At 60.8% G+C, this 19,640-nt stretch carries 15 protein-coding genes; 11 read left to right on the forward strand and 4 right to left on the reverse strand.

Annotation, left to right across the window (positions count from 1 at the left end; genetic code table 11):
• Nucleotides 1-53 precede the first annotated feature (53 nt).
• Complete coding sequence (locus AC0L3H_RS28515) at nucleotides 54-1,112, reverse strand: D-TA family PLP-dependent enzyme (RefSeq protein ID WP_473587682.1); 1,059 nt, start codon at nucleotides 1,110-1,112, stop codon at nucleotides 54-56.
• Nucleotides 1,113-1,258: 146 nt separating this feature from the next.
• On the opposite strand from AC0L3H_RS28515, the gene AC0L3H_RS28520 reads away from it, so the two are divergent.
• A complete protein-coding gene (locus tag AC0L3H_RS28520; RefSeq protein WP_287283427.1) occupies nucleotides 1,259-1,963 on the forward strand; it encodes a D-lyxose/D-mannose family sugar isomerase in 705 nt (234 codons plus the stop codon).
• On the opposite strand, the gene AC0L3H_RS28525 is transcribed toward AC0L3H_RS28520, so the two are convergent.
• Nucleotides 1,960-2,715: an RDD family protein gene (locus tag AC0L3H_RS28525; protein WP_473587693.1), complete on the reverse strand. Its 756-nt coding sequence runs from the start codon at nucleotides 2,713-2,715 to the stop codon at nucleotides 1,960-1,962. The genes AC0L3H_RS28520 and AC0L3H_RS28525 overlap by 4 nt on opposite strands.
• A gap of 44 nt (nucleotides 2,716-2,759) precedes the next feature.
• Between AC0L3H_RS28525 and AC0L3H_RS28530 the strand changes: the two genes are divergently transcribed.
• The 9 genes from AC0L3H_RS28530 to AC0L3H_RS28570 all read left to right on the forward strand — a co-directional run bounded on the left by AC0L3H_RS28530 (nucleotide 2,760) and on the right by AC0L3H_RS28570 (nucleotide 15,334).
• Entirely contained in the window at nucleotides 2,760-3,416 is a 657-nt protein-coding gene (locus AC0L3H_RS28530; protein WP_473587683.1) for an ABC transporter ATP-binding protein, read from the forward strand.
• A gap of 3 nt (nucleotides 3,417-3,419) precedes the next feature.
• Nucleotides 3,420-4,301, forward strand: a complete 882-nt coding sequence (locus AC0L3H_RS28535; RefSeq protein WP_091591683.1) for a branched-chain amino acid ABC transporter permease — start codon at nucleotides 3,420-3,422, stop codon at nucleotides 4,299-4,301.
• A 63-nt stretch (nucleotides 4,302-4,364) separates the two neighbouring features.
• The gene (locus AC0L3H_RS28540) at nucleotides 4,365-4,994 is read left to right on the forward strand and encodes an FMN-binding negative transcriptional regulator (protein WP_473587684.1); all 630 of its coding nucleotides are present in this window, start codon (nucleotides 4,365-4,367) and stop codon (nucleotides 4,992-4,994) included.
• Between the two features lie 28 nt (nucleotides 4,995-5,022).
• Complete coding sequence (locus tag AC0L3H_RS28545) at nucleotides 5,023-6,087, forward strand: ornithine cyclodeaminase (RefSeq protein WP_473587685.1); 1,065 nt, start codon at nucleotides 5,023-5,025, stop codon at nucleotides 6,085-6,087.
• Nucleotides 6,088-6,214: 127 nt separating this feature from the next.
• Nucleotides 6,215-10,024 carry a methionine synthase gene (metH, locus tag AC0L3H_RS28550; RefSeq protein ID WP_473587686.1) on the forward strand — a complete coding sequence of 1,270 codons (3,810 nt, stop codon included), beginning with the start codon at nucleotides 6,215-6,217 and terminating at the stop codon, nucleotides 10,022-10,024.
• A 99-nt stretch (nucleotides 10,025-10,123) separates the two neighbouring features.
• Nucleotides 10,124-10,561, forward strand: a complete 438-nt coding sequence (locus tag AC0L3H_RS28555) for a YybH family protein (RefSeq protein ID WP_473587687.1) — start codon at nucleotides 10,124-10,126, stop codon at nucleotides 10,559-10,561.
• A gap of 291 nt (nucleotides 10,562-10,852) precedes the next feature.
• Nucleotides 10,853-11,719 carry a class I SAM-dependent methyltransferase gene (locus AC0L3H_RS28560; protein WP_023803186.1) on the forward strand — a complete coding sequence of 289 codons (867 nt, stop codon included), beginning with the start codon at nucleotides 10,853-10,855 and terminating at the stop codon, nucleotides 11,717-11,719.
• A gap of 362 nt (nucleotides 11,720-12,081) precedes the next feature.
• A complete protein-coding gene (locus tag AC0L3H_RS28565) occupies nucleotides 12,082-14,694 on the forward strand; it encodes a bifunctional diguanylate cyclase/phosphodiesterase (RefSeq protein ID WP_473587694.1) in 2,613 nt (870 codons plus the stop codon).
• Between the two features lie 412 nt (nucleotides 14,695-15,106).
• On the forward strand, nucleotides 15,107-15,334 hold the full coding sequence (locus AC0L3H_RS28570) for a hypothetical protein (protein ID WP_473587688.1): 228 nt from the start codon (nucleotides 15,107-15,109) through the stop codon (nucleotides 15,332-15,334).
• A 178-nt stretch (nucleotides 15,335-15,512) separates the two neighbouring features.
• Here the strand turns inward: AC0L3H_RS28570 and AC0L3H_RS28575 are convergent, their stop codons facing one another.
• A complete protein-coding gene (locus tag AC0L3H_RS28575) occupies nucleotides 15,513-15,755 on the reverse strand; it encodes a hypothetical protein (protein ID WP_473587689.1) in 243 nt (80 codons plus the stop codon).
• A 433-nt stretch (nucleotides 15,756-16,188) separates the two neighbouring features.
• Here AC0L3H_RS28575 and AC0L3H_RS28580 point away from each other — a divergent pair, with 433 nt between their 5' ends.
• Nucleotides 16,189-17,589 carry a phospholipase D family protein gene (locus AC0L3H_RS28580; protein WP_473587690.1) on the forward strand — a complete coding sequence of 467 codons (1,401 nt, stop codon included), beginning with the start codon at nucleotides 16,189-16,191 and terminating at the stop codon, nucleotides 17,587-17,589.
• A 167-nt stretch (nucleotides 17,590-17,756) separates the two neighbouring features.
• Here the strand turns inward: AC0L3H_RS28580 and AC0L3H_RS28585 are convergent, their stop codons facing one another.
• Nucleotides 17,757-18,839: a histidine kinase dimerization/phosphoacceptor domain -containing protein gene (locus AC0L3H_RS28585; RefSeq protein WP_473587691.1), complete on the reverse strand. Its 1,083-nt coding sequence runs from the start codon at nucleotides 18,837-18,839 to the stop codon at nucleotides 17,757-17,759.
• Nucleotides 18,840-19,640 lie beyond the last annotated feature (801 nt).

The raw sequence follows: 19,640 nt of genomic DNA on the forward strand, positions 1-19,640 counted from the left end.
TCAAAGCTCGAAAGCCAAGCAATTGGCTTTCCGTCCGCTCCGCGGACCGCTTCTCATCCCATGCGGCCGCGCGCCGCCACCGGCAGCGTCTCCAGCACCTGTTCTCCGGCGATCAAGTGAACTTCGTCGAACAGATTGGTGACGACGCAGCAATGGTCGGGCACGATGCGCACGCGCTCGCCGATACGCAGCTTGGCGTCGCCGGAAAGCGTGACGTTGCCGTGCTCCTCACTGAGGCTGGTGACGGTGGCGCCGGGAGTACCCAGCAATTCGCCGAAATCGGGCAGCCCCAGCGTATCGCTGGACAAGGCCTTGCTGCCGGCATCGAGGATGGCCCGTGTCGGCGTCGGATGGCTGACCACCGTCGACAGCACCGTCAGCGCGCAATCGTCGAGGCTGCCGACGCCCTTGGCGACCTGGTAGCGGTCGAGATAGATGTAGGTGCCAGGGCGGTACTCGGTGACGACGGAAGCCTCGCTTGCGCGCCACAAATCCGGCGTGCCGCCGCTGGAGATGCGTTCGCAGGCGAGGCCGGATGCGGCGAGCGCCTGGCGCGCATCGGCGAGCCAAGTCTCGGCCTCGGCGGCGCGGCCTGCAGCCGGATAGGTCATCAGCCCGCCGAAGGCGAGCCCCCTGGCCTTGTCGATCTCCCTGGCCAGCGCGACAGCCTCGCTGGCCGACTGGACGCCGCAGCGGCCCATGCCGGTATCGCACTCCACCAGCATCTGTAGCGGCCGGCCTGGATCGGTGAAGGTGGCGGCGAGACCCGCAAACGTCTCCATGCTGTCTGATGTCACCGACAGCGTCACGCGGCCATGCAGCGCCTTGAGACGCTCCAGCTTGGCGCGGCCGACAATATTGTAAGGCAGAAAAATGTCGGTGAGCCCGGCATCGGCCATCACCTCGGCTTCACCGATCTTCTGGCAGGTGATGCCGACCGCACCTGCTGCGATCTGCTTCTTGGCCCAGTAAGGCAGTTTGTGGGTCTTGATGTGCGGCCTGAGCTTCAGCCCGTGGCGGTCGGCGTGGGCCTGCGCCCGCGCGATGTTGGCTTCGGCGCGGTCGACATCGATCAGGATCGCGGGTGTATCGAGGTCGTCTATGCTCAGCATGGAATTTCACCCTGGGATTTGCCTGGACTTATGGCCTTGATCGGCCCGGATGTCATGAGGCCAGCACGCGGTTTACGTCGACACCGGATCGGTGTTCGGCTATTCGGTTTGGAGATCGCCCAAGCCGACGGGAAGGAACCACAACCATGAAACGCTCCGCTATCAACGACATCATCCGCGACGCCGATGCCTTCATCCGTTCGTTCGGCTACATCATGCCGCCCTTCGCCTATTGGACCCCGGAACAGATGAAGGCGCGCCGGCAGGATTCGTCGGCCATCTTCTCCTCGCGGCTCGGCTGGGACATCACCGATTACGGCCAGGGCAAGTTCGACGAGCTCGGCCTCTTCCTGTTCACCGTCCGCAACGGTCGCTACGAGGACATGAAGAAGGGCATGGGCATGCTCTATGCCGAGAAGATCATGATCTCGCGCAAGGATCAGCTGTCGCCGATGCATCGTCACAACATCAAGGCTGAGGACATCATCAACCGCGGCGGCGGCAAGCTGGTGCTGGAGCTGTTCATGCACGATCGCGATGGCGGCATCGACCCGAAGGCGGAAGTATCGGTGCCGGTCGACGGGACTATCCACCGGCTGCCGGCGGGCGGGCTCCTGAAGCTCGATCCGGGCGAGAGCGTGACGCTGCTGCCGGGCGTCTGGCATGCCTTCTGGGCCGAGGGCAAGGATGTGCTGATCGGCGAGGTTTCGACCGTCAACGACGATCTCACCGACAATGTCTTCCGCGAGCCGATCGGCCGCTTCGCGGACGTCGACGAGGACGTCGCGCCGCTGCACCTCCTGGTGTCGGACTACGAGAAGTGGGTGGGTAAGACGGCCTTTCGTTCCTAACGCTGATGCTTGTCTTCCTTTCGCTTGCCCAGCAGCAGCTTTCGCTCGAGATGGGCTCGCAGGTCGCCGTAATACGCGGTCAGGAACGGGCGGGCATCATGCGCCTGCGGCGTTGAACCGCTCTTGCGTCCGATCGTCTCAGCCACCGCCCGCAGCGCGAAATAGTCGTCGCGGCGCAGCACTTCTTCCAGCTTGTGCAGTTCGGCGATGCCATAGGCATCGAGCTGCGCGTGGCTGAACTGAAAAGTTCTGGCGACCGGATCTTTTCGTGCCGACAGATCCCCCATCAGCGTGCGCTTAGGGGCCTCGACGACCCAGGTTCCCGCCAGGAGGTCGCCAATCCGCAACCGGTCGCGATTGAAAAGCGGGAACAAGGCGAACAGCAGCGCCCATACCAGCCCAAAAACTGTCGTCAGCGTATCGGCGACGCCCATTCCACCGCGTCCGGCGATAATCGACAGCGGCAGAAAGACTTCGATCTCGCGCATCAGATTGCGGGCGATGACCTGATCGACCGACAGGCCGGCTCCGTTGCGTGACGCCACCCTGATGCCGATGATCCGCTTGCCGGGGGTGGCCGCGCGCCGGCCCGCCTCGAAGGCGATGAAATAGACGTTTCGCAGAAAAAAGATCGCGATGATCCAGACGATGAAAAGCGGCTGCAATTTATCAGTGCCGAAACCTGTTACCCCGAACAGCGCAACCATCGTGACCGCGATTGCAGCCATGGCGATAAACACGACATCGAGCAGGAAAGCGACGCCATTGCCGAACTCAAGGACGCGAGGTCGAGGCGGTGCGCCGCGTCGATCTCGCCGTCGACAGCGGCGAGATCATCGCGCTGGTCGGCGCCAATGGCGCCGGCAAGAGCTCGACGCTTGGCGCCATTGCCGGGCTGGTCCCGGCCGTCTCGGGGAAAGTGGTCTTCGATGGCGTCGACATCACCGGCCTGGCGCCTGAGGCGATCGCCCGCAAGGGGGTGTCGCTGGTGCCGGAAGGCCGGCGCATTTTCGCCGGCCTGACCGTGGCCGACAATCTGCGTCTCGGCGGTGCGATGCACCTGCCGGCGGTGGAGGCGAGGGTGCGCGAAGAGGAGATGCTGGAGCTGTTTCCGATCCTGCGGCGCTACCACCGTGTCAAGGGCGGCAATCTCTCCGGCGGCGAGCAGCAGATGCTGGCGATCGCTCGCGCATTGATGGGCAAGCCGCGCATGGTGCTGCTCGACGAACCGTCGCTCGGTCTTGCCCCGCAATTGATCGACACGGTCTTCGACCTGATCGCCGAACTGCGCCGCAGCGGGCTGACCATCCTTCTCGTCGAGCAGAACGTGGCGCTGGCGCTGGAGGTCGCCGACCGCGCCATCGTGCTTGCCAATGGCGAGGTGGTGCTGTCGGGCACCGCCAAGGAACTCGCCACCTCGGACCTCGTCCGCCAAGCCTATCTCGGAGCCTGAGCCATGATCGCGCAGCAGATCATCAATGCGGTGAGCCTCGGCGGCGTCTATGCGCTGCTGGCACTTGGTTTGGCGATCGTCTTTTCCATCGTCGGCCTGATCAATTTCGCCCATGGCGAACTGATGACATTGTCGGGCTATGCCTTGCTTGCCGCGCTGGTTTTCGGTCTGCCGTTTCCAGCGGCGGTGCTCGTCGCCGTCTCCTGCGGCGCGCTCGCAGCGGTTGCCATGGAGCGTGTTGCCTTTCGCCCGATGCGCGGCGCCAGCGTCACCAGCCTGCTTCTGACCAGCTTCGCCGTTTCGAGCCTGCTGAAGGTCGTCTTCCAGAACGGCATCTCGGCTCGGCCGCAGCCGGTCGCCATGCCCGGCTGGATGACCGGCGCCTTCTCGTTCGGCGACTTCACCATCGGCGTCGGCCCGAGCATCTCCATCGTTGTCTCGGCCCTGGCCTTGATTGCGCTGGAACTCTTCCTGCGCCGCACGGTGACTGGCACCGCCATGCGCGCCGCGGCCGAGGATTTCAACGTCGTCCGCCTGATGGGCATCCCGGCCAGCCGCATCATCGCCACCGCCTTTTTGCTTTCCGGCCTGCTCGCCGGACTGGCGGCGATGCTGTGGGTGGCGCAGCGCGCTTCCGTCGACCCGCTGATGGGCTTTACCCCAGTGCTGAAGGCGTTCATCGCCGCCGTCGTCGGCGGGCTGGGCAGCCTGCCCGGTGCTGTCGCTGGCGGCTTCCTGCTCGGCATCATCGAAGTGTTGCTGCAGGCGACGCTGCCGGCGGCGGTCGCACCCTACCGCGACGCCATCGTGCTGTCGGGCGTCATCGCCGTGCTGCTGGTGCGGCCGCAAGGCCTGATCCCGGCGGTTCGCGTGCAGCGGAGCTAGAGCATGATCCCGAAAAGTGGGAACCGGTTTTCGGAAAAGATCATGCAACAATAAGAAGGTACTATGTACACGAAACCCGAATTCGCACCGCTGTCGCTGGACGAGGTGTTTGGCCTGTTCGAGGCGGCGGCCTTCGCCACGGTGGTGACATCGGGACCACAGGGGATCGTCGCATCGCATCTGCCCTTCGTGCTCGACCGCGAGCGGGGAGCGAACGGCACGCTGGTGTCGCATCTGGCCCGGCAGAACCCGCACAGCGCGCGGATCGCCGAGGGCAGGGAGACAATGGCAATCTTCCACGGACCGCATGGCTATATCTCGCCATCCTGGTATCCGCGCAACCCGGTGCGCGACAGCGCGCCGACCTGGCATTTCGCCGTCGTCCATTGCCATGGCCGGCCGTTTCAGCTCGACGATCACGCCACCGCCCGGCATCTGCAGCGGCTTGTCGACGTGCTGGAAAAGGACCGCGACGATCGCTGGCGCATGCGCGAACTCGGGCCGGGCGGCATGCAGCGGCGCGTCCCGCATATTCTGGGTTTCGACCTGCCGATCGAACGGCTCGAGGCCAAGTTCAAGATGGGCCAGGACGAACGGCTCTACGACACCAATGCCGCGATTGGCACGCTGGAGCAGAGCGATCCGGCACTGGCGACGATGATGAAGGCGCACAACGCGTATCGCAAGGACTGACCGTTGCAGCAATGCGGGCAAGGACAAAATGATCCCGAATCTCAACATCGTTCCCTTCGTCAGCGTCGACCACATGATGAAGCTGGTGCTGAGGATCGGCGTCGAGCGTTTCCTCACCGAGCTCGCCTTCTATATCGAGGACGATTTCCGCCGCTGGGAGGCCTTCGACAAGTCGCCACGCCTCGCCTCGCATAGCGCCGAGGGCGTCATCGAGCTGATGCCGACCAGCGACGGCGAGGTCTATGGCTTCAAATATGTGAATGGCCATCCGAAGAACATGCGCGAAGGCCGCCAGACGGTGACCGCTTTCGGCATGCTCGCCGACGTCCACAACGGCTACCCGGTGCTGCTGTCGGAAATGACGATCCTGACCGCACTGCGCACCGCGGCGATGTCGGCACTGGCGGCCAGGCACCTGGCGCCGAAAGATGCCGACTGCATGGCGCTGATCGGCAATGGCGCCCAGGCCGAATTCCAGGCACTGGCCTTCAAGGCCTTGCTCGGTGTGCGCGAATTGCGCTTGTACGACATCGACCGCACGGCGACGGAAAAATGCATTCGCAATCTCACCGGGCTGGGCTTCGACATGGTCGCCTGCCGCTCTACCGAAGAGGCCGTCGAGGGAGCCGGGATCATCACCACCGTCACCGCCGACAAGCAGTATGCCACCATCCTCACCGACAACATGGTCGGCTCGGGCGTCCACATCAACGCCGTCGGCGGCGATTGTCCTGGCAAAACCGAACTGCATCGCGACATCCTGCTGCGCTCCGATATCTTCGTCGAATATCCGCCGCAGACCCGCATCGAGGGCGAGGTCCAGCAGCTTGCACCCGATCATCCGGTGACCGAGCTGTGGCGGGTCATTGCCGGCTTGGCTGAAGGCCGCCGCGATGCCAGCCAGATCACGCTGTTCGATTCCGTCGGCTTCGCCATCGAGGATTTTTCGGCGCTGCGCTATATCAGGGACCAGTTGCCGTCGACCGGCCTCTACCAGCAACTCGACATGCTGGCCGACCCAGACGAGCCGCGCGACCTGTTCGGGATGCTGTTGAGAGCGGCGGCTGCGAAGACCGCGCAGGTGGCGTCGTAGCGCCGGTGGGCAGCGCAAACGTCGAGCCATTGCCTTCGGCGGGGTGACAGCAGCAGAAAAATCCCGTATACTCACATAAAGATGTCTTTATGTCGCTTAAGCGCGACCGTCGCTCAGAGGACGAAATATGTCGCAAAACCCAACATCGCTGGACGAACTGTTCGGCCCCGTCGCGGCCAAGCCCGACGGTTCGGAAGTGCTTGCTGCACTGACGGCGGCGGCGCGCGAACGCATCCTCATCCTCGATGGCGCCATGGGCACGCAGATTCAGGGCCTGGGCTTCGACGAGAACCATTTCCGTGGCGACAAATTCGCCGAGTGCGCCTGCCATCAGCAGGGCAACAACGACCTGCTGATCCTGACGCAGCCCAAGGCGATCGAGGAGATTCACTATCAATACGCCATCGCCGGGGCGGACATTCTTGAAACCAACACCTTCTCCTCGACCTCCATCGCCCAGGCTGATTACGGCATGGAGGACGCGGTCTACGCGCTGAACCGCGACGGTGCACGGCTGGTGCGCTGGGCAGCGGCAAGGGCTGAGCAGGAGGATGGCAAGCGTCGTTTCGTCGCCGGTGCGCTGGGGCCGACCAACCGCACCGCCTCGATGTCGCCCGACGTCAACAATCCCGGCTACCGCGCCGTGACATTCGACGAATTGCGCCTTGCCTATGGCGAGCAGCTGCGCGGTCTCATTGACGGCGGTGCCGACATCATTCTGATCGAGACCATTTTTGATACGCTGAATGCCAAGGCGGCAATCTTCGCCTGCAACGAGATCTTCATCGAGAACGGTGTGCATCTGCCGGTGATGATTTCCGGCACGATCACCGACCTGTCGGGCCGCACGCTGTCGGGCCAGACGCCGACGGCTTTCTGGCATTCGGTCCGCCACGCCAACCCGTTCACGATAGGCCTCAATTGCGCGCTGGGCGCCAAAGCCATGCGCGCGCATCTGGACGAAATATCCGGCGTCGCCGACACCTTTGTTTGCGCCTATCCGAATGCCGGCCTGCCCAACGAATTCGGCCAATATGACGAAAGCCCGGAGTTCATGGCTGCGCAGATCGAGGATTTCGCGCGCGACGGCCTGGTCAATATCGTCGGTGGCTGCTGCGGCTCGACGCCCGACCACATCCGCGCCATCGCACAGGCCGTGAAGAAATATCCGCCGCGCCCTGTTCCCGACATCGAGCCACAGATGCGCCTTTCGGGGCTTGAGCCGTTCACGCTGACCGACGAGATTCCGTTCGTCAATGTCGGCGAGCGCACGAATGTCACCGGCTCGGCGAAATTCAGGAAGCTGATCACCGCGGGCGACTATGCCGCGGCGCTCGAAATCGCCCGCGACCAGGTCGCCAACGGCGCGCAGATCATCGACATCAACATGGACGAAGGCCTGATCGATTCGAAGCAGGCAATGGTCTGTTATCTCAACCTGATCGCCGCCGAGCCGGACATTGCCCGTGTACCCGTGATGATCGACAGCTCCAAATGGGAGATCATCGAAGCCGGCCTGAAATGCGTGCAGGGCAAGCCGCTGGTCAATTCCATCTCGATGAAGGAGGGCGAGGAGGCTTTTCTGCACCATGCGAAGCTCGTCCGCGCGTATGGCGCGGCGGTGGTCGTCATGGCCTTCGACGAGGACGGCCAGGCCGACACCAAGGCGCGCAAGGTCGAAATCTGCACCCGCGCCTACAGACTGTTGACCGAGCAGGCCGGATTCCCGCCCGAGGACATCGTTTTCGACCCGAACATCTTTGCCATCGCCACCGGCATCGACGAGCACAACAATTACGGCGTCGACTTCATCGAAGCCGCCAGGCAGATCACCGCGACGCTTCCGCATGTCCACATATCGGGCGGCGTGTCGAACCTCTCCTTCTCGTTTCGCGGCAACGAGCCGGTGCGCGAGGCCATGCATGCCGTGTTCCTCTACCATGCCATCCAGGCCGGCATGGACATGGGCATCGTCAACGCCGGACAGCTTGCCGTCTATGACACCATCGATCCGGAACTGCGCGAAGCCTGCGAGGACGTCGTCAACAACCGCCAGCCGAAGGGCGGCGGCAGCGCGACCGAACGCCTGCTGGAACTCGCCGAACGTTTTAGGGGCACGGCGGGCAAGGAAGCGCAGGAACGCGATCTCGCCTGGCGCGACTGGCCGGTCGAGCAGCGCATTTCGCACGCACTGGTCAACGGCATCACCGAATTCATCGACCAGGACACGGACGAGGCGCGGCGCGCCGCCGAGCGTCCGCTGCACGTCATCGAAGGTCCGCTGATGGCAGGCATGAATGTCGTCGGCGACCTGTTCGGCGCGGGAAAGATGTTCCTGCCGCAAGTGGTGAAATCCGCCCGCGTCATGAAACAGGCCGTCGCCGGCCTGCTGCCGCACATGGAGGCGGAGAAGCTGGCGAATGCCGCCAAAGGCATCGACACCGGCGAGCGCCAGACCGCCGGCAAGATCCTGATGGCGACGGTGAAGGGCGATGTCCACGACATCGGCAAGAACATCGTCGGCGTGGTTCTGGCCTGCAACAATTACGAGATCATCGACCTCGGCGTCATGGTGCCAGCGGCAAAGATCCTGCAGACGGCGCGCGAGCTAAAGGTCGACATCATCGGTCTGTCCGGCCTGATCACGCCCTCGCTCGACGAGATGGCGCACATGGCCGCCGAGATGGAGCGCGAAGGTTTTGACATTCCGCTGTTGATCGGCGGTGCTACGACCAGCCGCGTGCATACCGCAGTAAAGATCCATCCGCGCTATATCAGTGGCCAGACGGTCTATGTCGCCGATGCCAGCCGCGCCGTCGGCGTGGTGTCGGCACTTTTGTCGAACGAGACCAGGGGCGGTTATGTCGACAACGTTCGCGCCGAATACAAGAAGGTCGCCGATGCGCATGCGCGCAGCGAAGCCGACAAGCAGCGCCTGCCGCTGGCCAAGGCGCGGGCCAACGCCCACAGGATTGACTGGTCGGCCTACGCGCCGCCAAAACCGTCCTTCCTCGGCCTGAAAACCTTCGAAGCCTGGGATCTGGCCGAGCTCGCGCGCTATATCGACTGGACGCCGTTCTTCCAGACCTGGGAGCTGAAGGGTCGCTATCCCAAAATCCTAGACGACGAGGCGCAAGGGCCGGCGGCACGCCAGCTCTTCGACGACGCCCAGGCGATGCTGGCCAAGATCATTGCGGAAAAATGGTTCGCGCCAAAGGGCGTCATCGGCTTCTGGCCGGCGAATACCGTCGGCGACGACATCAGGCTGTTCACCGATGATGCCGGGTCGCAGGAGCTGGCGACCTTCTTCACGCTGCGCCAGCAGCTGACCAAGCGCGACGGCAAGGCGAACGTCGCGCTATCGGATTTCGTCGCGCCTTTGGACAGCGGCAAGGCCGACTATCTCGGCGGCTTCATCGTCACCGCCGGCATCGAGGAAGCGGCGATCGCGGAGCGCTTCGAACGGGCCAACGACGACTACTCGTCGATCATGGTCAAGGCGCTGGCCGACCGTTTCGCCGAGGCCTTCGCCGAGCGCCTGCACGAGAAGGTGCGCAAGGAGTTCTGGGCCTATGCCCCGGATGAGGATCTGGCGCCGGACGAGCTGATCGGCGAACCCTATCGCGGTATTCGCCCGGCGCCCGGCTATCCGGCGCAGCCCGACCACACCGAGAAAGCGACGCTGTTCTGCCTGCTCGACGGCGAGCGCAACGCCGGCGTCAGCCTGACCGAGAGCTTTGCGATGTGGCCCGGCTCCTCCGTGTCCGGCATCTACCTGTCGCATCCCGAAAGCTATTATTTCGGCGTGGCTAAGGTCGAGCGCGACCAGGTCGAGGACTATGCGCGCCGCAAGGCCATGCCGCTCGCCGAGGTCGAGCGCTGGCTCGGCCCTATACTCAACTATGTGCCGACCCCCTTCGCCGAAGCCGCGCAGTAAGGCAGCAGCTTTTGACCTGGCCATCGCGGCCGATGACCAGGTGCGTCGCTTCGAGAGCAATGGCCTGGCCCGCTCATCATGCGATGAAAGGAGAGCCCTATGCAGACCCCGACTGCAGAAGAAACGGAAATCCGCAAAGGCCTGGATGACCTGGTGCAGGCATTGCGGGCCAAGGACATAGAAGCCCTGATGGCACACTATGCCGCGGCTACTGTCGTATTCGACATCAGGCCGCCGCTGCGGATCGAGAGCGCCGATGCCTATCGAACGAACTTCGAGGCGTGGTTTGCCTCGGTTGACGGTCCGATCGATTATGAGGTGCACGAGCTGCTCGTCACGGTCAGGGACAACGTGGCGTTCTGCCATGGTCTGTGCCACGTCAGAAGCAAAAGAACCAACGGGGAGAAGTCCGACTATTGGGTGCGGGTGACGTCGGGTTTGCGGAAGATGAGCGACCGCTGGATGATCACGCACGAACACATATCCATGCCGATCGATCTCCGGACAATGCAGGCACAGCCGGAGTTTCAGTCGTAGCTCCGCGGACGTTTCGCACGACAACAAATTTCTTCCGGCGCTGCCCGTCGACCGACCTCGCCAAGAGGCTTGCCGAAATCGCTGACCCCATCGATCGGGGCCGGTGAAGCGCGAGGCTTGCACAAAGGGGAAAGGTGGGTCGGTCGCAGCACCCTGCGCACACGCGGTTTCAGTTCAGCCCCGGTGGTGCACCGTACCGCCACGGATTGACGCGCGACACTTTAGCTGCAAGGTATATTAACGTTCTGTTTACCATATATATTGGTCTCGGCAGGGACTTGAGGGGGCAATTTGGAACCGTTTCTGGGCGCGAACCGCCTTAATTGGGATGATCGAGCCGAGCTGCATTCGACCGACACAACGGGCAGCTACCACATAGAAAATGTACTGGCTGGCGGATCCAATCTCTATGAGCTGGAAACGCGCGAGGTCGGTGACATTGTCGGCAAGGATATCGTCCATCTGCAATGCCATATCGGGCTCGACACGATCAGCTTGAAGAATCTGGGCGCGGGCAGCGTGACCGGCCTCGACTTTTCACCGACGGCGATCGCAGCAGCGCGGGATTTCGCCGCAAAGGCAGGCACTGACGTGCGCTTCGTGGAGGCGCCACTGTTCGAGGCAGTCGAAGCGCTTGGCCGAACCTTTGACATCGCTTACGTTACCTGGGGTTCGGTAAACTGGCTTGACGACGTGTTCCGCTGGGCGCGGGTTGTTGCCGATCTGCTGCGGCCCGGCGGCCGGCTCTATCTCGCCGAGGGCCATCCGTTGATGTTCCAGTGTGACCGCAAGGCTGCGGCGCTGGAGTTCAAGCATGACTGGCGAACGCCAATAGCTCGACCACTCGCATGGAACGAAGAACTCACCTATACCGGCGACGACCGCATCTTGAAACATCCGCGCTACTATGAGTGGATTCATCCGGTCAGCGACGTGGTGAACGCGCTGATTTCAGCTGGGCTGACGCTGGATTTTCTCAATGAGCATGACACGGTTTCGTGGCAGCACTTTTCATTTGCCGTGAGGGCCGGCAAGGATATGTACGGCCTGCCAGAGAACTCTCCCAAGATCCCAATGGCCTATTCCATTGGCGCGACGAAACGTAGCGTCGGCAAGATACCCTACCTGGTTACCGCCAAGGCGATTGAGGGCCACTAATGCATGTCGCGCAAAAGCATGCCCTCGGGCTTGAACGAGGGTGTGCAGCGGTTTTGCGATAACGACATGCATCAAACAAAACCTGAAGCGCGATGCATCAATCCATTCAGCCGCAACGCGCGTTAAGTCGTCAGCCGGAGCCGCAGGTCCGTGTCAGCCACTCCGGCCACCTCTGGCGGTTGGAGGGTGCGAAATTTTTAGGACCCGTGAAGGTCAAAATTAAACATTGATAGCTAATATACCTTGGTCGGGTTGGCCCAGAACCTGAATAGTATCTGAGGAATCGCCTATTGGCTCCTTTCCGCGCTAGGTTCGGCGGTATCAAGAAGGCCGTTTTCTCGTCGGCAAATATCCCGGCGGCAATGGCGGTGATCGTTATTGCCATTGGCGCAGCGTTCGCGGACCACCAGAACAAAATCGTCTCGGATCAAGCCGCCCGAGCCGATGTCCTGGCCAAGGTCAATCTTATCCGCGCCAAGCTTGAAGGCAACATCAACGGAAACCTTCAACTGGTGCAGGGACTGGTCGCGGCGGTCGTGACTGAGCCCTATATGGGACAGCAACGCTTCGCCTCGCTGGCGAGCAACCTGTTTGGCAGGGGCTCGCAATTGAAGAATATTGCCGGCGCGCCCGATCTGGTCATTTCTCTGATGTACCCGATGAATGGCAACGACAAGGCCATAGGCCTCGATTACCGCAAGGACGAGCGGCAGCGTCTGGCCGCGCTAAGGGCGCGAGACAAGCGCGAGCTAATTCTTGCCGGTCCCGTCGACTTGAGGCAGGGAGGGCAAGGCTTCGTCGGCCGTATTCCGGTCTTTGTACGCAGTGCGGGCAACACCGAAAGGTTCTGGGGCATCATTTCGGCCGTTGTCGACGTTCAGCGCCTTTATAAGGCGAGCGGCCTGCTTGACGATGATCTCGGGATTGACATAGCGCTGATTGGTAAGGACGCTCTCGGTCCAGGCGGAGAGCAATTCTTCGGCAATGAGCGCGTCGCCAAGAGCAATCCGGTGACAGCCGACGTCCTGCTTCCGTCCGGTTCGTGGCGGATCGCAGCCATTCCCAAAAACGGCTGGCCTTCGACGCCCGACAACGCGTGGTTCTTGCGCTCCATCATGGCGGTGGCCGGGGCGTTGGTTGTGATCCCATTCCTGGTTACCGGTCGCCTGATTGGCGAGAGACAGCGCAACTATGCGGAACTGAGTCGATTGTCGAGACGCCTGGAACTCGCTCTGGAAGCATCGGCTATTGGCGTTTGGGAACACGATCTCGCGACCAACGAACTGACGTGGGACGACCGCGTCAATGAAATATACGGCAAACCAGCCGGGGAGGGCCGCGGCTACCTGGACTGGGCGGGAGCGATCCACCCGGATGATTTGGCTGGCGCCAACGCCGATTTCGACCGCGCGATGGCCGACGGCGGGCCATATTTGTCGGAGTACCGGATTATTCGGCCGGATGGCCAGATTCGCCATGTCCGATCCAAGGCGATAATTTACCGGCACGCAAACGACACCCCAAAAATGATTGGCGCCGAATGGGATGTGACAGCCGACGTCCTGCTGAACAAGGACCTGGTTCGCGCAAAACAGCTTTCCGAGTCGAAAAATGCAGAACTCGAATCGGCCAAGGCGCGCATAGAGCACATTGCGCTCCACGATTCGCTGACCGGTTTGCCCAACCGGCGTTACCTCGACCAGGTGCTGGAAGATTACGCGGCAAACGCCAGGCGGACCGGCGGGTATGCGGCACTGCTCCACATTGATCTCGATCGGTTCAAGCACATTAACGATACGCTTGGCCACGCCGCAGGCGACGCAATGCTTGTTCACGCCTCGACCGTCCTCCGATCCAAGGTCGATGGCGAGGGATTCGTCGCTCGGATCGGAGGAGACGAATTCATCGTCCTGTGCGTGGTGCATGACGATATCGAGCAACTGGCGCTGCTCGCTGACCGCGTCATCAGCCAGATGCGGGAACCGGTCTACTATCAGGGCCATCGATGCCGTTTTGGCGTGAGCGTGGGAATTGCAGTCGATAACGGAAAAGATGTCGAAGCCAAACACCTGCTGGTCAACGCTGACATCGCGCTTTACCGAGCAAAGAGTCGTGGGCGCAATCGATACGAGTTCTTCACCGAGGCGATGCAAAGCGAGATCGTCGAGACAAAACGGATTGCCGACGAAATTCTCGGCGGCCTTGAGCGCAACGAGTTCATTCCCTTTTACCAGCCGCAATTTGACGCAAAAACGCTTGAAATTGTTGGGGTTGAGGCGCTGGCGCGATGGCGGCATCCGGAGAAGGGCATTTTGGCGCCCGACGTCTTCCTAAGGATTGCGGAAGAATTGAATGTCGTCTCGATCATCGATCGAAACATATTAGAGCAATCGCTTTTGGATCTCGAAGGGTGGTCTGCTGCGAATCTCCATATTCCGCGGGTGTCAGTCAACGTTTCGGCACGCCGCCTTCAGGATGAGGAACTCATAAAGAGTCTTAGGGAACTAAATATCAAGAAGGGAACAGTTGCATTCGAGCTCGTTGAGTCAATTTTCCTTGACGAAAATGATGATTTTGTTACCTGGAATCTTGAGCAGATAAAAGAGCTCGGCATTGACATAGAAATAGACGATTTTGGCACGGGCTATGCCTCTATAGTCAGCTTGCTCAAGCTGCAGCCTCGCCGGCTGAAGATTGATCGCCAATTGGTCATTCCTATTGTCAAATCGCCGCAACGAAGGCAGGTCGTCTCATCGATCATTGAAATCGGCAAATCCCTGGGTATCGAGGTCGTAGCCGAGGGTGTCGAGACGATGGAGCACGCACAGACACTCAAGAGCTTGGGCTGCGACATACTGCAGGGTTATGCCTTCGGGCATGCGTTGGATGCCGACGGACTAAAGGCCTTCGTTCGATCTCGGCGTCTGCGCACGGAACGGGTTTTGGATGAACCGCTCCGGTTGGGTAGAGTATAAGCGCATAAGCCTCACGCCACAGAGTAGCGCTTCGCTTGAGTCTTGGGATTTGGAGATTGGCCGATCACGGCAGCGAAGTTCTGGGGGCCTATGCACCCGATGAGACCTGGCCCCGGACAAGCTGATCGGCGACCCCTATCTCGGCATCGGCCCGGCAACGGAGGCAGGACCAAACGCACAATGGATATGTCGGCAGACAATCGATGATCTACGGTTAACTGGGAACTAGTCGCGATGTTGCTCGCCGGTTGCGAAGGGGCGCTGTCCTTCATCATGAGGGGATGTGAAACGTCCGGCTCTTCTGCAGGACGTCGTCGCCGATCGCCCGGCAATCGCAGCGGCCGGCGAAGCAGGCCGAAGTGCACTTGTCATTGACCAGGGAACGATATCGGTCCCCATGTGTTAGAAATCCATGGACACTTTGGAACCCCAGGGCCACGGGACGGTGGCCGACATTTTGACATCGGAAGTTGCCAATGCCAGGCAGCGCATCCACCGGACCGAGCTCGCGCTTCAACGTACCGAAGAAATGCTGGCCGACAACCTGGCGCTGCGCAACAGGATACGAACTGCGGTCGAGGCCGCAGACCGCTTAGTGAAGATCGATCCCCCCAGCTTTGAAGGACGTCGCGCGGGTTGAACTGGGCCGGCGTTTCATTCGTCGCGCCCTTCAGGCCACCGGCCCACCACTCTCGCTCCAGAACTTTGCCAACCACATCTACGTCTGGGCTGCACGCTCGCGAACAGCCGGAACCAACGGCGACCACAAGCGGTTTACCAATCAAAGGGACCGCAATGGATTCGGAATAATGGAACTTTTAGATATGGAACTGGCGCGAGCCCGACAGCGGCTTAATCGGGCAGAGCGCTCCCTTGAGCGTGCGAACGAGATGCTGGATGATGACTGCGGTGTTGGCATCAATATCGCGCTGTGCAGCAGGATACGGGTTGCGCAACAGCGCGTAATTGAGGCCAGGTCGCGGTTGACGAAGATCGATCCCACCAGCGCTGACGGAGTTCGCACGGGTTGATCCGGCCCGTCGACGTGCCGCCTCGGGCATATAGGACGATCGGTTCGGCACTCCGGCGGTCGCGCACCAAGCAAGCCAACGCACTGCTTGAGGCGACGCGTTCGGTCCTAAGGCCAACCATTTTGCTTGGCGATCTAACGAATGGCGGGTGCACAGCAGATCCTCGTTGCTGGCGCTACTGCCGCATTTTGGTCCAATTCACAACCGTGCTGTCCAGTTTCCCTTCGCGATTCCCTTTGCTTGCGCTCGATCGGATCGTGGCCAAACCACCAAGGCTGATTTCCAGCCTCGAAGTGCACCATACATCGCTATCTCGGATCGCCTCCGATCATCTACCGATCATGGCACGATTAAATCTCCAGGGGATTCGACAGCTACATTTGCAACCAGATTACCTTTGAAGGGTTCTTGCTACAAATTTTGAGCAAGGCCGGGTTTCTATCTCTGAAGGGTAGAAAATTTTATGGAAGTATCCATTACGCGGATTGCACACGACAACATCAAAGCAGGCAAGAGCGGCTTGCTGCTGGTTCCGGACAATTATGACGCCTTCGCCGGGCGCGTTCTGGCGGCAAGGAGTGCCGTTCGCAGTCTCGATCTCATGTACTACCTTTGGCACGATGACCACACTGGCCGCTTGCTCTTGCAGGAAGTTTTCCGGGCCGCTGAGCGCGGCGTGCGAGTTCGCATGCTCCTGGATGACGCCAATCCGCGAAAGAACGATGCGGCCTATCTGGCTTTGAGCAATCATCCAAACATCGAGTTGAAGTTGTTTAATCCGAGCGGCGTCAGGCAACGCAGCGTCATGCGCGCTGTGGAAATTGTATTGCGACTATTTGCGTTGACCCGGAGGATGCACAACAAGGCATGGATCGCTGACGACAACGTTGCTATCGTAGGCGGGCGCAACGTTGGCGATGCCTATTTCGACGCAGCAGAAACCAACTTTCGCGACTTAGACGTGCTGCTCCTCGGTCCTGCCGTGCAGCAAACCGCCGAAATATTTGAGGCATTCTGGGCTTGCGAGGACGCGAAATCAATCAGTGTCCTGGGTCCAGCCGCTGGGAACGAGCATTCCGATTTGTTTTCAGGAAGCGATCTCGAAACCGAATCAATGCTTTTGAACGGGATCGGTGACCGAGGGTCCATCGCAGAGTTCATCGCGGCCAGCAACGACGTGCATTGGGTGGATCGAGTTCGGGTGATTTCCGATCCTCCAGAGAAGGTGAGAGGTTGGAGACGTCGCAGCTGGCTTACCAAGGAGTTGCTTCCCCTCATAAAGTCGGCGGGCAACAATCTGGAAATTGTATCTCCCTATTTCATCCCTGGCAAAAGGGGCTCCGCGGTCCTGATGGACCTCGTCAGCAATGGGGTTGACGTTTCCGTTTTGACCAATTCCTTGGCCGCTACAGACGTCGCCGCGGTTCATGGGGCTTATGCAAACTATCGCAAGCGATTGCTGAGGAAAGGCGTAAGACTGTTCGAGCTCCAGCCCTTCACTCGCGGTCAGGGAATTTCGGTTTTTGGCTCCAAGGGTGCCAGTCTGCACACCAAATCGTTCACGGTTGACGACAGGGCTGGGTTCGTCGGTTCCTTCAATTTTGATCCCCGGTCAGTGTCTTTGAACTCGGAGATGGGCGTGCTCTTTGAGGATGCCGAATTAGTCGGTGAACTTCGGCGCTTTTTTCAAGCGGAGATATCACTAGAAACCAGCTATCGGCTGGAACTAAAGAACAATGTGCTGCACTGGCATGGATGCGAAGAAGGCAAACTCCAAGAATACACACACGAACCAGAGGCCGGAATTTTTCGCCGGGTTCTGGCGGCCTTGGTCCGCCACCTTCCGGTTGAGTCTCAGCTTTAGCCAGACCCACTAAGATAGCATAGGTGCTAACGGCGGGATCGACGCGGCGTTCTTGCCGCGCCCGGTACGGCATACCTGAAGAACGGCGACGTGAATGTGCCAAGCACAGCGCCCCGGGGCCGCGGTGGAAAGGCCGGGAGCATGAAGCATCCCCCCTCTGGCAATTGTCAGCTTGCTGCCGCCAATCGCGTGAAGACGATGGTGACCTTCGTCCCTTCGCTGGCGCTCGAGGCGACGTTGAACTTTGCCTTGGCGTTCTCTGTCAGCGAGCGCGCGATCAGCGCGCCGAGCTTGCCGGGCTTGGGCCATGTCTCCCCTTCCGGCAGGCCGATCCCGTCGTCCGCAACTATCACCAGGCAGCCGTCGCCATCGGCGATGCTGTGCAGCTTTATCGTCCCGCCTTCACGCCCTTGGAAGGCATGCTTGAGTGCATTTGTGAGCAATTCGTTCACGACCAGTCCCGTTGGCATGGCGACGTTGATCGATACCGGATAGGTATCCACCTTCATGTCGAGGCGGATCCCCTCAACTGCATGCGACCCCATCACCGCGGAGGCGATCTGGCTAAGATAAACGCCGAGATCGACCTCCTCCTTCTGCTCGTCTGCCGATAGCGTCTGGTAGAGGATCGCCAGAGCCTCGACGCGGCCGGCGAGCCTCTCAAATCTTTTCTGGTCGGGCTCGGTCGCGTTACGGGTTTCTAGACGGATCAATGCGGTGATCATCTGTAAGTTGTTCTTCACCCGGTGCTGCAGTTCGCGCAACAGGGTGTCCTTCTCGCGGACGCGATCCTCCACCAAGCGCGCTTCTTCAGATTCGCCATGGGATGAGACGTCGACCAGAGCCACCAGTCGGAAGCAGTTCGTGCCGTTATCGTCCACGATGATGTTTGAATAAACGTCGACAAGAGCCGGGTTGGCCCCGACGGGCTCCAGCCAGAAAGTGCCGACGAAATCGGTTTCCTCGACCAAGGCCTCGGGCAGAGGCCGGCCCTTCTGCTGGTGGATGCCAATGCCGGAAAGTGCTCCCCAGTTTTGCCGGGTAAGCTCGGCTGCCTTCAGGCCTGACACTTTTTCGAATTCTGGATTAGCATAGACGACGCGCTCCTTCGCGCCTAAGTCCGACACGGCGATAGCGATCGGCACCTGGTCAAGAAATTTTTTGAACTGCTCGCTTTCCAGCGCGGTGGCAAGGTCCGGTGTGTCGAGCAATTGCTCAACTGCCTCAGCCTTGTCTGAATCTGATGTCATCTTGGTCGCCTGTGCTTTGCGTGGGAGCCTCAGTCTCAGTCATGCACTTTGCTCGATACCGACAACGCTGGAAGCGGCTGCGCGATGTCAGGAGTAGGACGAGCCCGCGTCACGGAGCGGCAGAGCGATGGGCAACACAGGCCGTCTTGCTGAGAGTTCAGTCAACCTTGCGTCACTTGCACGGCCACGACCTTTTTCCAACAGCGTTGTGCCAAAATCCCGTCTCTGCCAATCGAAATTGACGATCTGCACGTCGCCGGAACTGCCGACAGAATATTTCCGCCATTTGCAATGGGCTCACCTGGCAGCGGCGGCGCCGGTGGCGGCATGCGGTGGCCAAACCGCACCCCGCATGTGCTCATCCAGGTCTGGCTGCTTCGCCGCGACACGATCGGGCGAAACGGTATGCTGCGCCGTTTCCGGCCGCCTTGGAGTTGCCCGGGTTGGCTCGCGGGACCTATCGGGTCATCGCCTGGGATACCGCGGCCGGCAGGCAAACGGGGGAATGGCAAGCGAATTCCGACATAGCTGAAACTTGATGTGCCGCCGTTCTCTGCCAATGTCGCGCTTGCCATTCGCCGAACCTGAGCAGGATGGAGACTGCGCCTGAAGGTATTCATTTGCTCGCTGATCTGACTTGTCATTGCCCAAGGTCTTTGCAACTTCGTCGCCAATGCCGATGTCAGTGATCTGCGCCAAGCGAAGTTGCGCGGAGATCTCACGAGATCTGCGCATTAGGTGTTGCGCTCGCCCGAACGCGACTGCTGGTTGGCAGCATCGGCCGATCCGCCCAGCGTGTCG

The sequence above is a fragment of the Mesorhizobium sp. WSM4816 genome, assembly GCF_055811535.1.

What these genes read in the sequence shown, in the direction of transcription:
- AC0L3H_RS28515 (WP_473587682.1), bottom strand. Translation starts at nt 1,112, where the DNA reads ATGCTGAGCATAGACGACCTCGATACACCCGCGATCCTGATCGATGTC.
- AC0L3H_RS28520 (WP_287283427.1), top strand. Translation starts at nt 1,259, where the DNA reads ATGAAACGCTCCGCTATCAACGACATCATCCGCGACGCCGATGCCTTC.
- AC0L3H_RS28535 (WP_091591683.1), top strand. Translation starts at nt 3,420, where the DNA reads ATGATCGCGCAGCAGATCATCAATGCGGTGAGCCTCGGCGGCGTCTAT.
- AC0L3H_RS28540 (WP_473587684.1), top strand. Translation starts at nt 4,365, where the DNA reads ATGTACACGAAACCCGAATTCGCACCGCTGTCGCTGGACGAGGTGTTT.
- AC0L3H_RS28545 (WP_473587685.1), top strand. Translation starts at nt 5,023, where the DNA reads ATGATCCCGAATCTCAACATCGTTCCCTTCGTCAGCGTCGACCACATG.
- metH (WP_473587686.1), top strand. Translation starts at nt 6,215, where the DNA reads ATGTCGCAAAACCCAACATCGCTGGACGAACTGTTCGGCCCCGTCGCG.
- AC0L3H_RS28555 (WP_473587687.1), top strand. Translation starts at nt 10,124, where the DNA reads ATGCAGACCCCGACTGCAGAAGAAACGGAAATCCGCAAAGGCCTGGAT.
- AC0L3H_RS28565 (WP_473587694.1), top strand. Translation starts at nt 12,082, where the DNA reads ATGGCGGTGATCGTTATTGCCATTGGCGCAGCGTTCGCGGACCACCAG.
- AC0L3H_RS28570 (WP_473587688.1), top strand. Translation starts at nt 15,107, where the DNA reads ATGGACACTTTGGAACCCCAGGGCCACGGGACGGTGGCCGACATTTTG.
- AC0L3H_RS28575 (WP_473587689.1), bottom strand. Translation starts at nt 15,755, where the DNA reads ATGCCCGAGGCGGCACGTCGACGGGCCGGATCAACCCGTGCGAACTCC.
- AC0L3H_RS28580 (WP_473587690.1), top strand. Translation starts at nt 16,189, where the DNA reads ATGGAAGTATCCATTACGCGGATTGCACACGACAACATCAAAGCAGGC.
- AC0L3H_RS28585 (WP_473587691.1), bottom strand. Translation starts at nt 18,839, where the DNA reads ATGACATCAGATTCAGACAAGGCTGAGGCAGTTGAGCAATTGCTCGAC.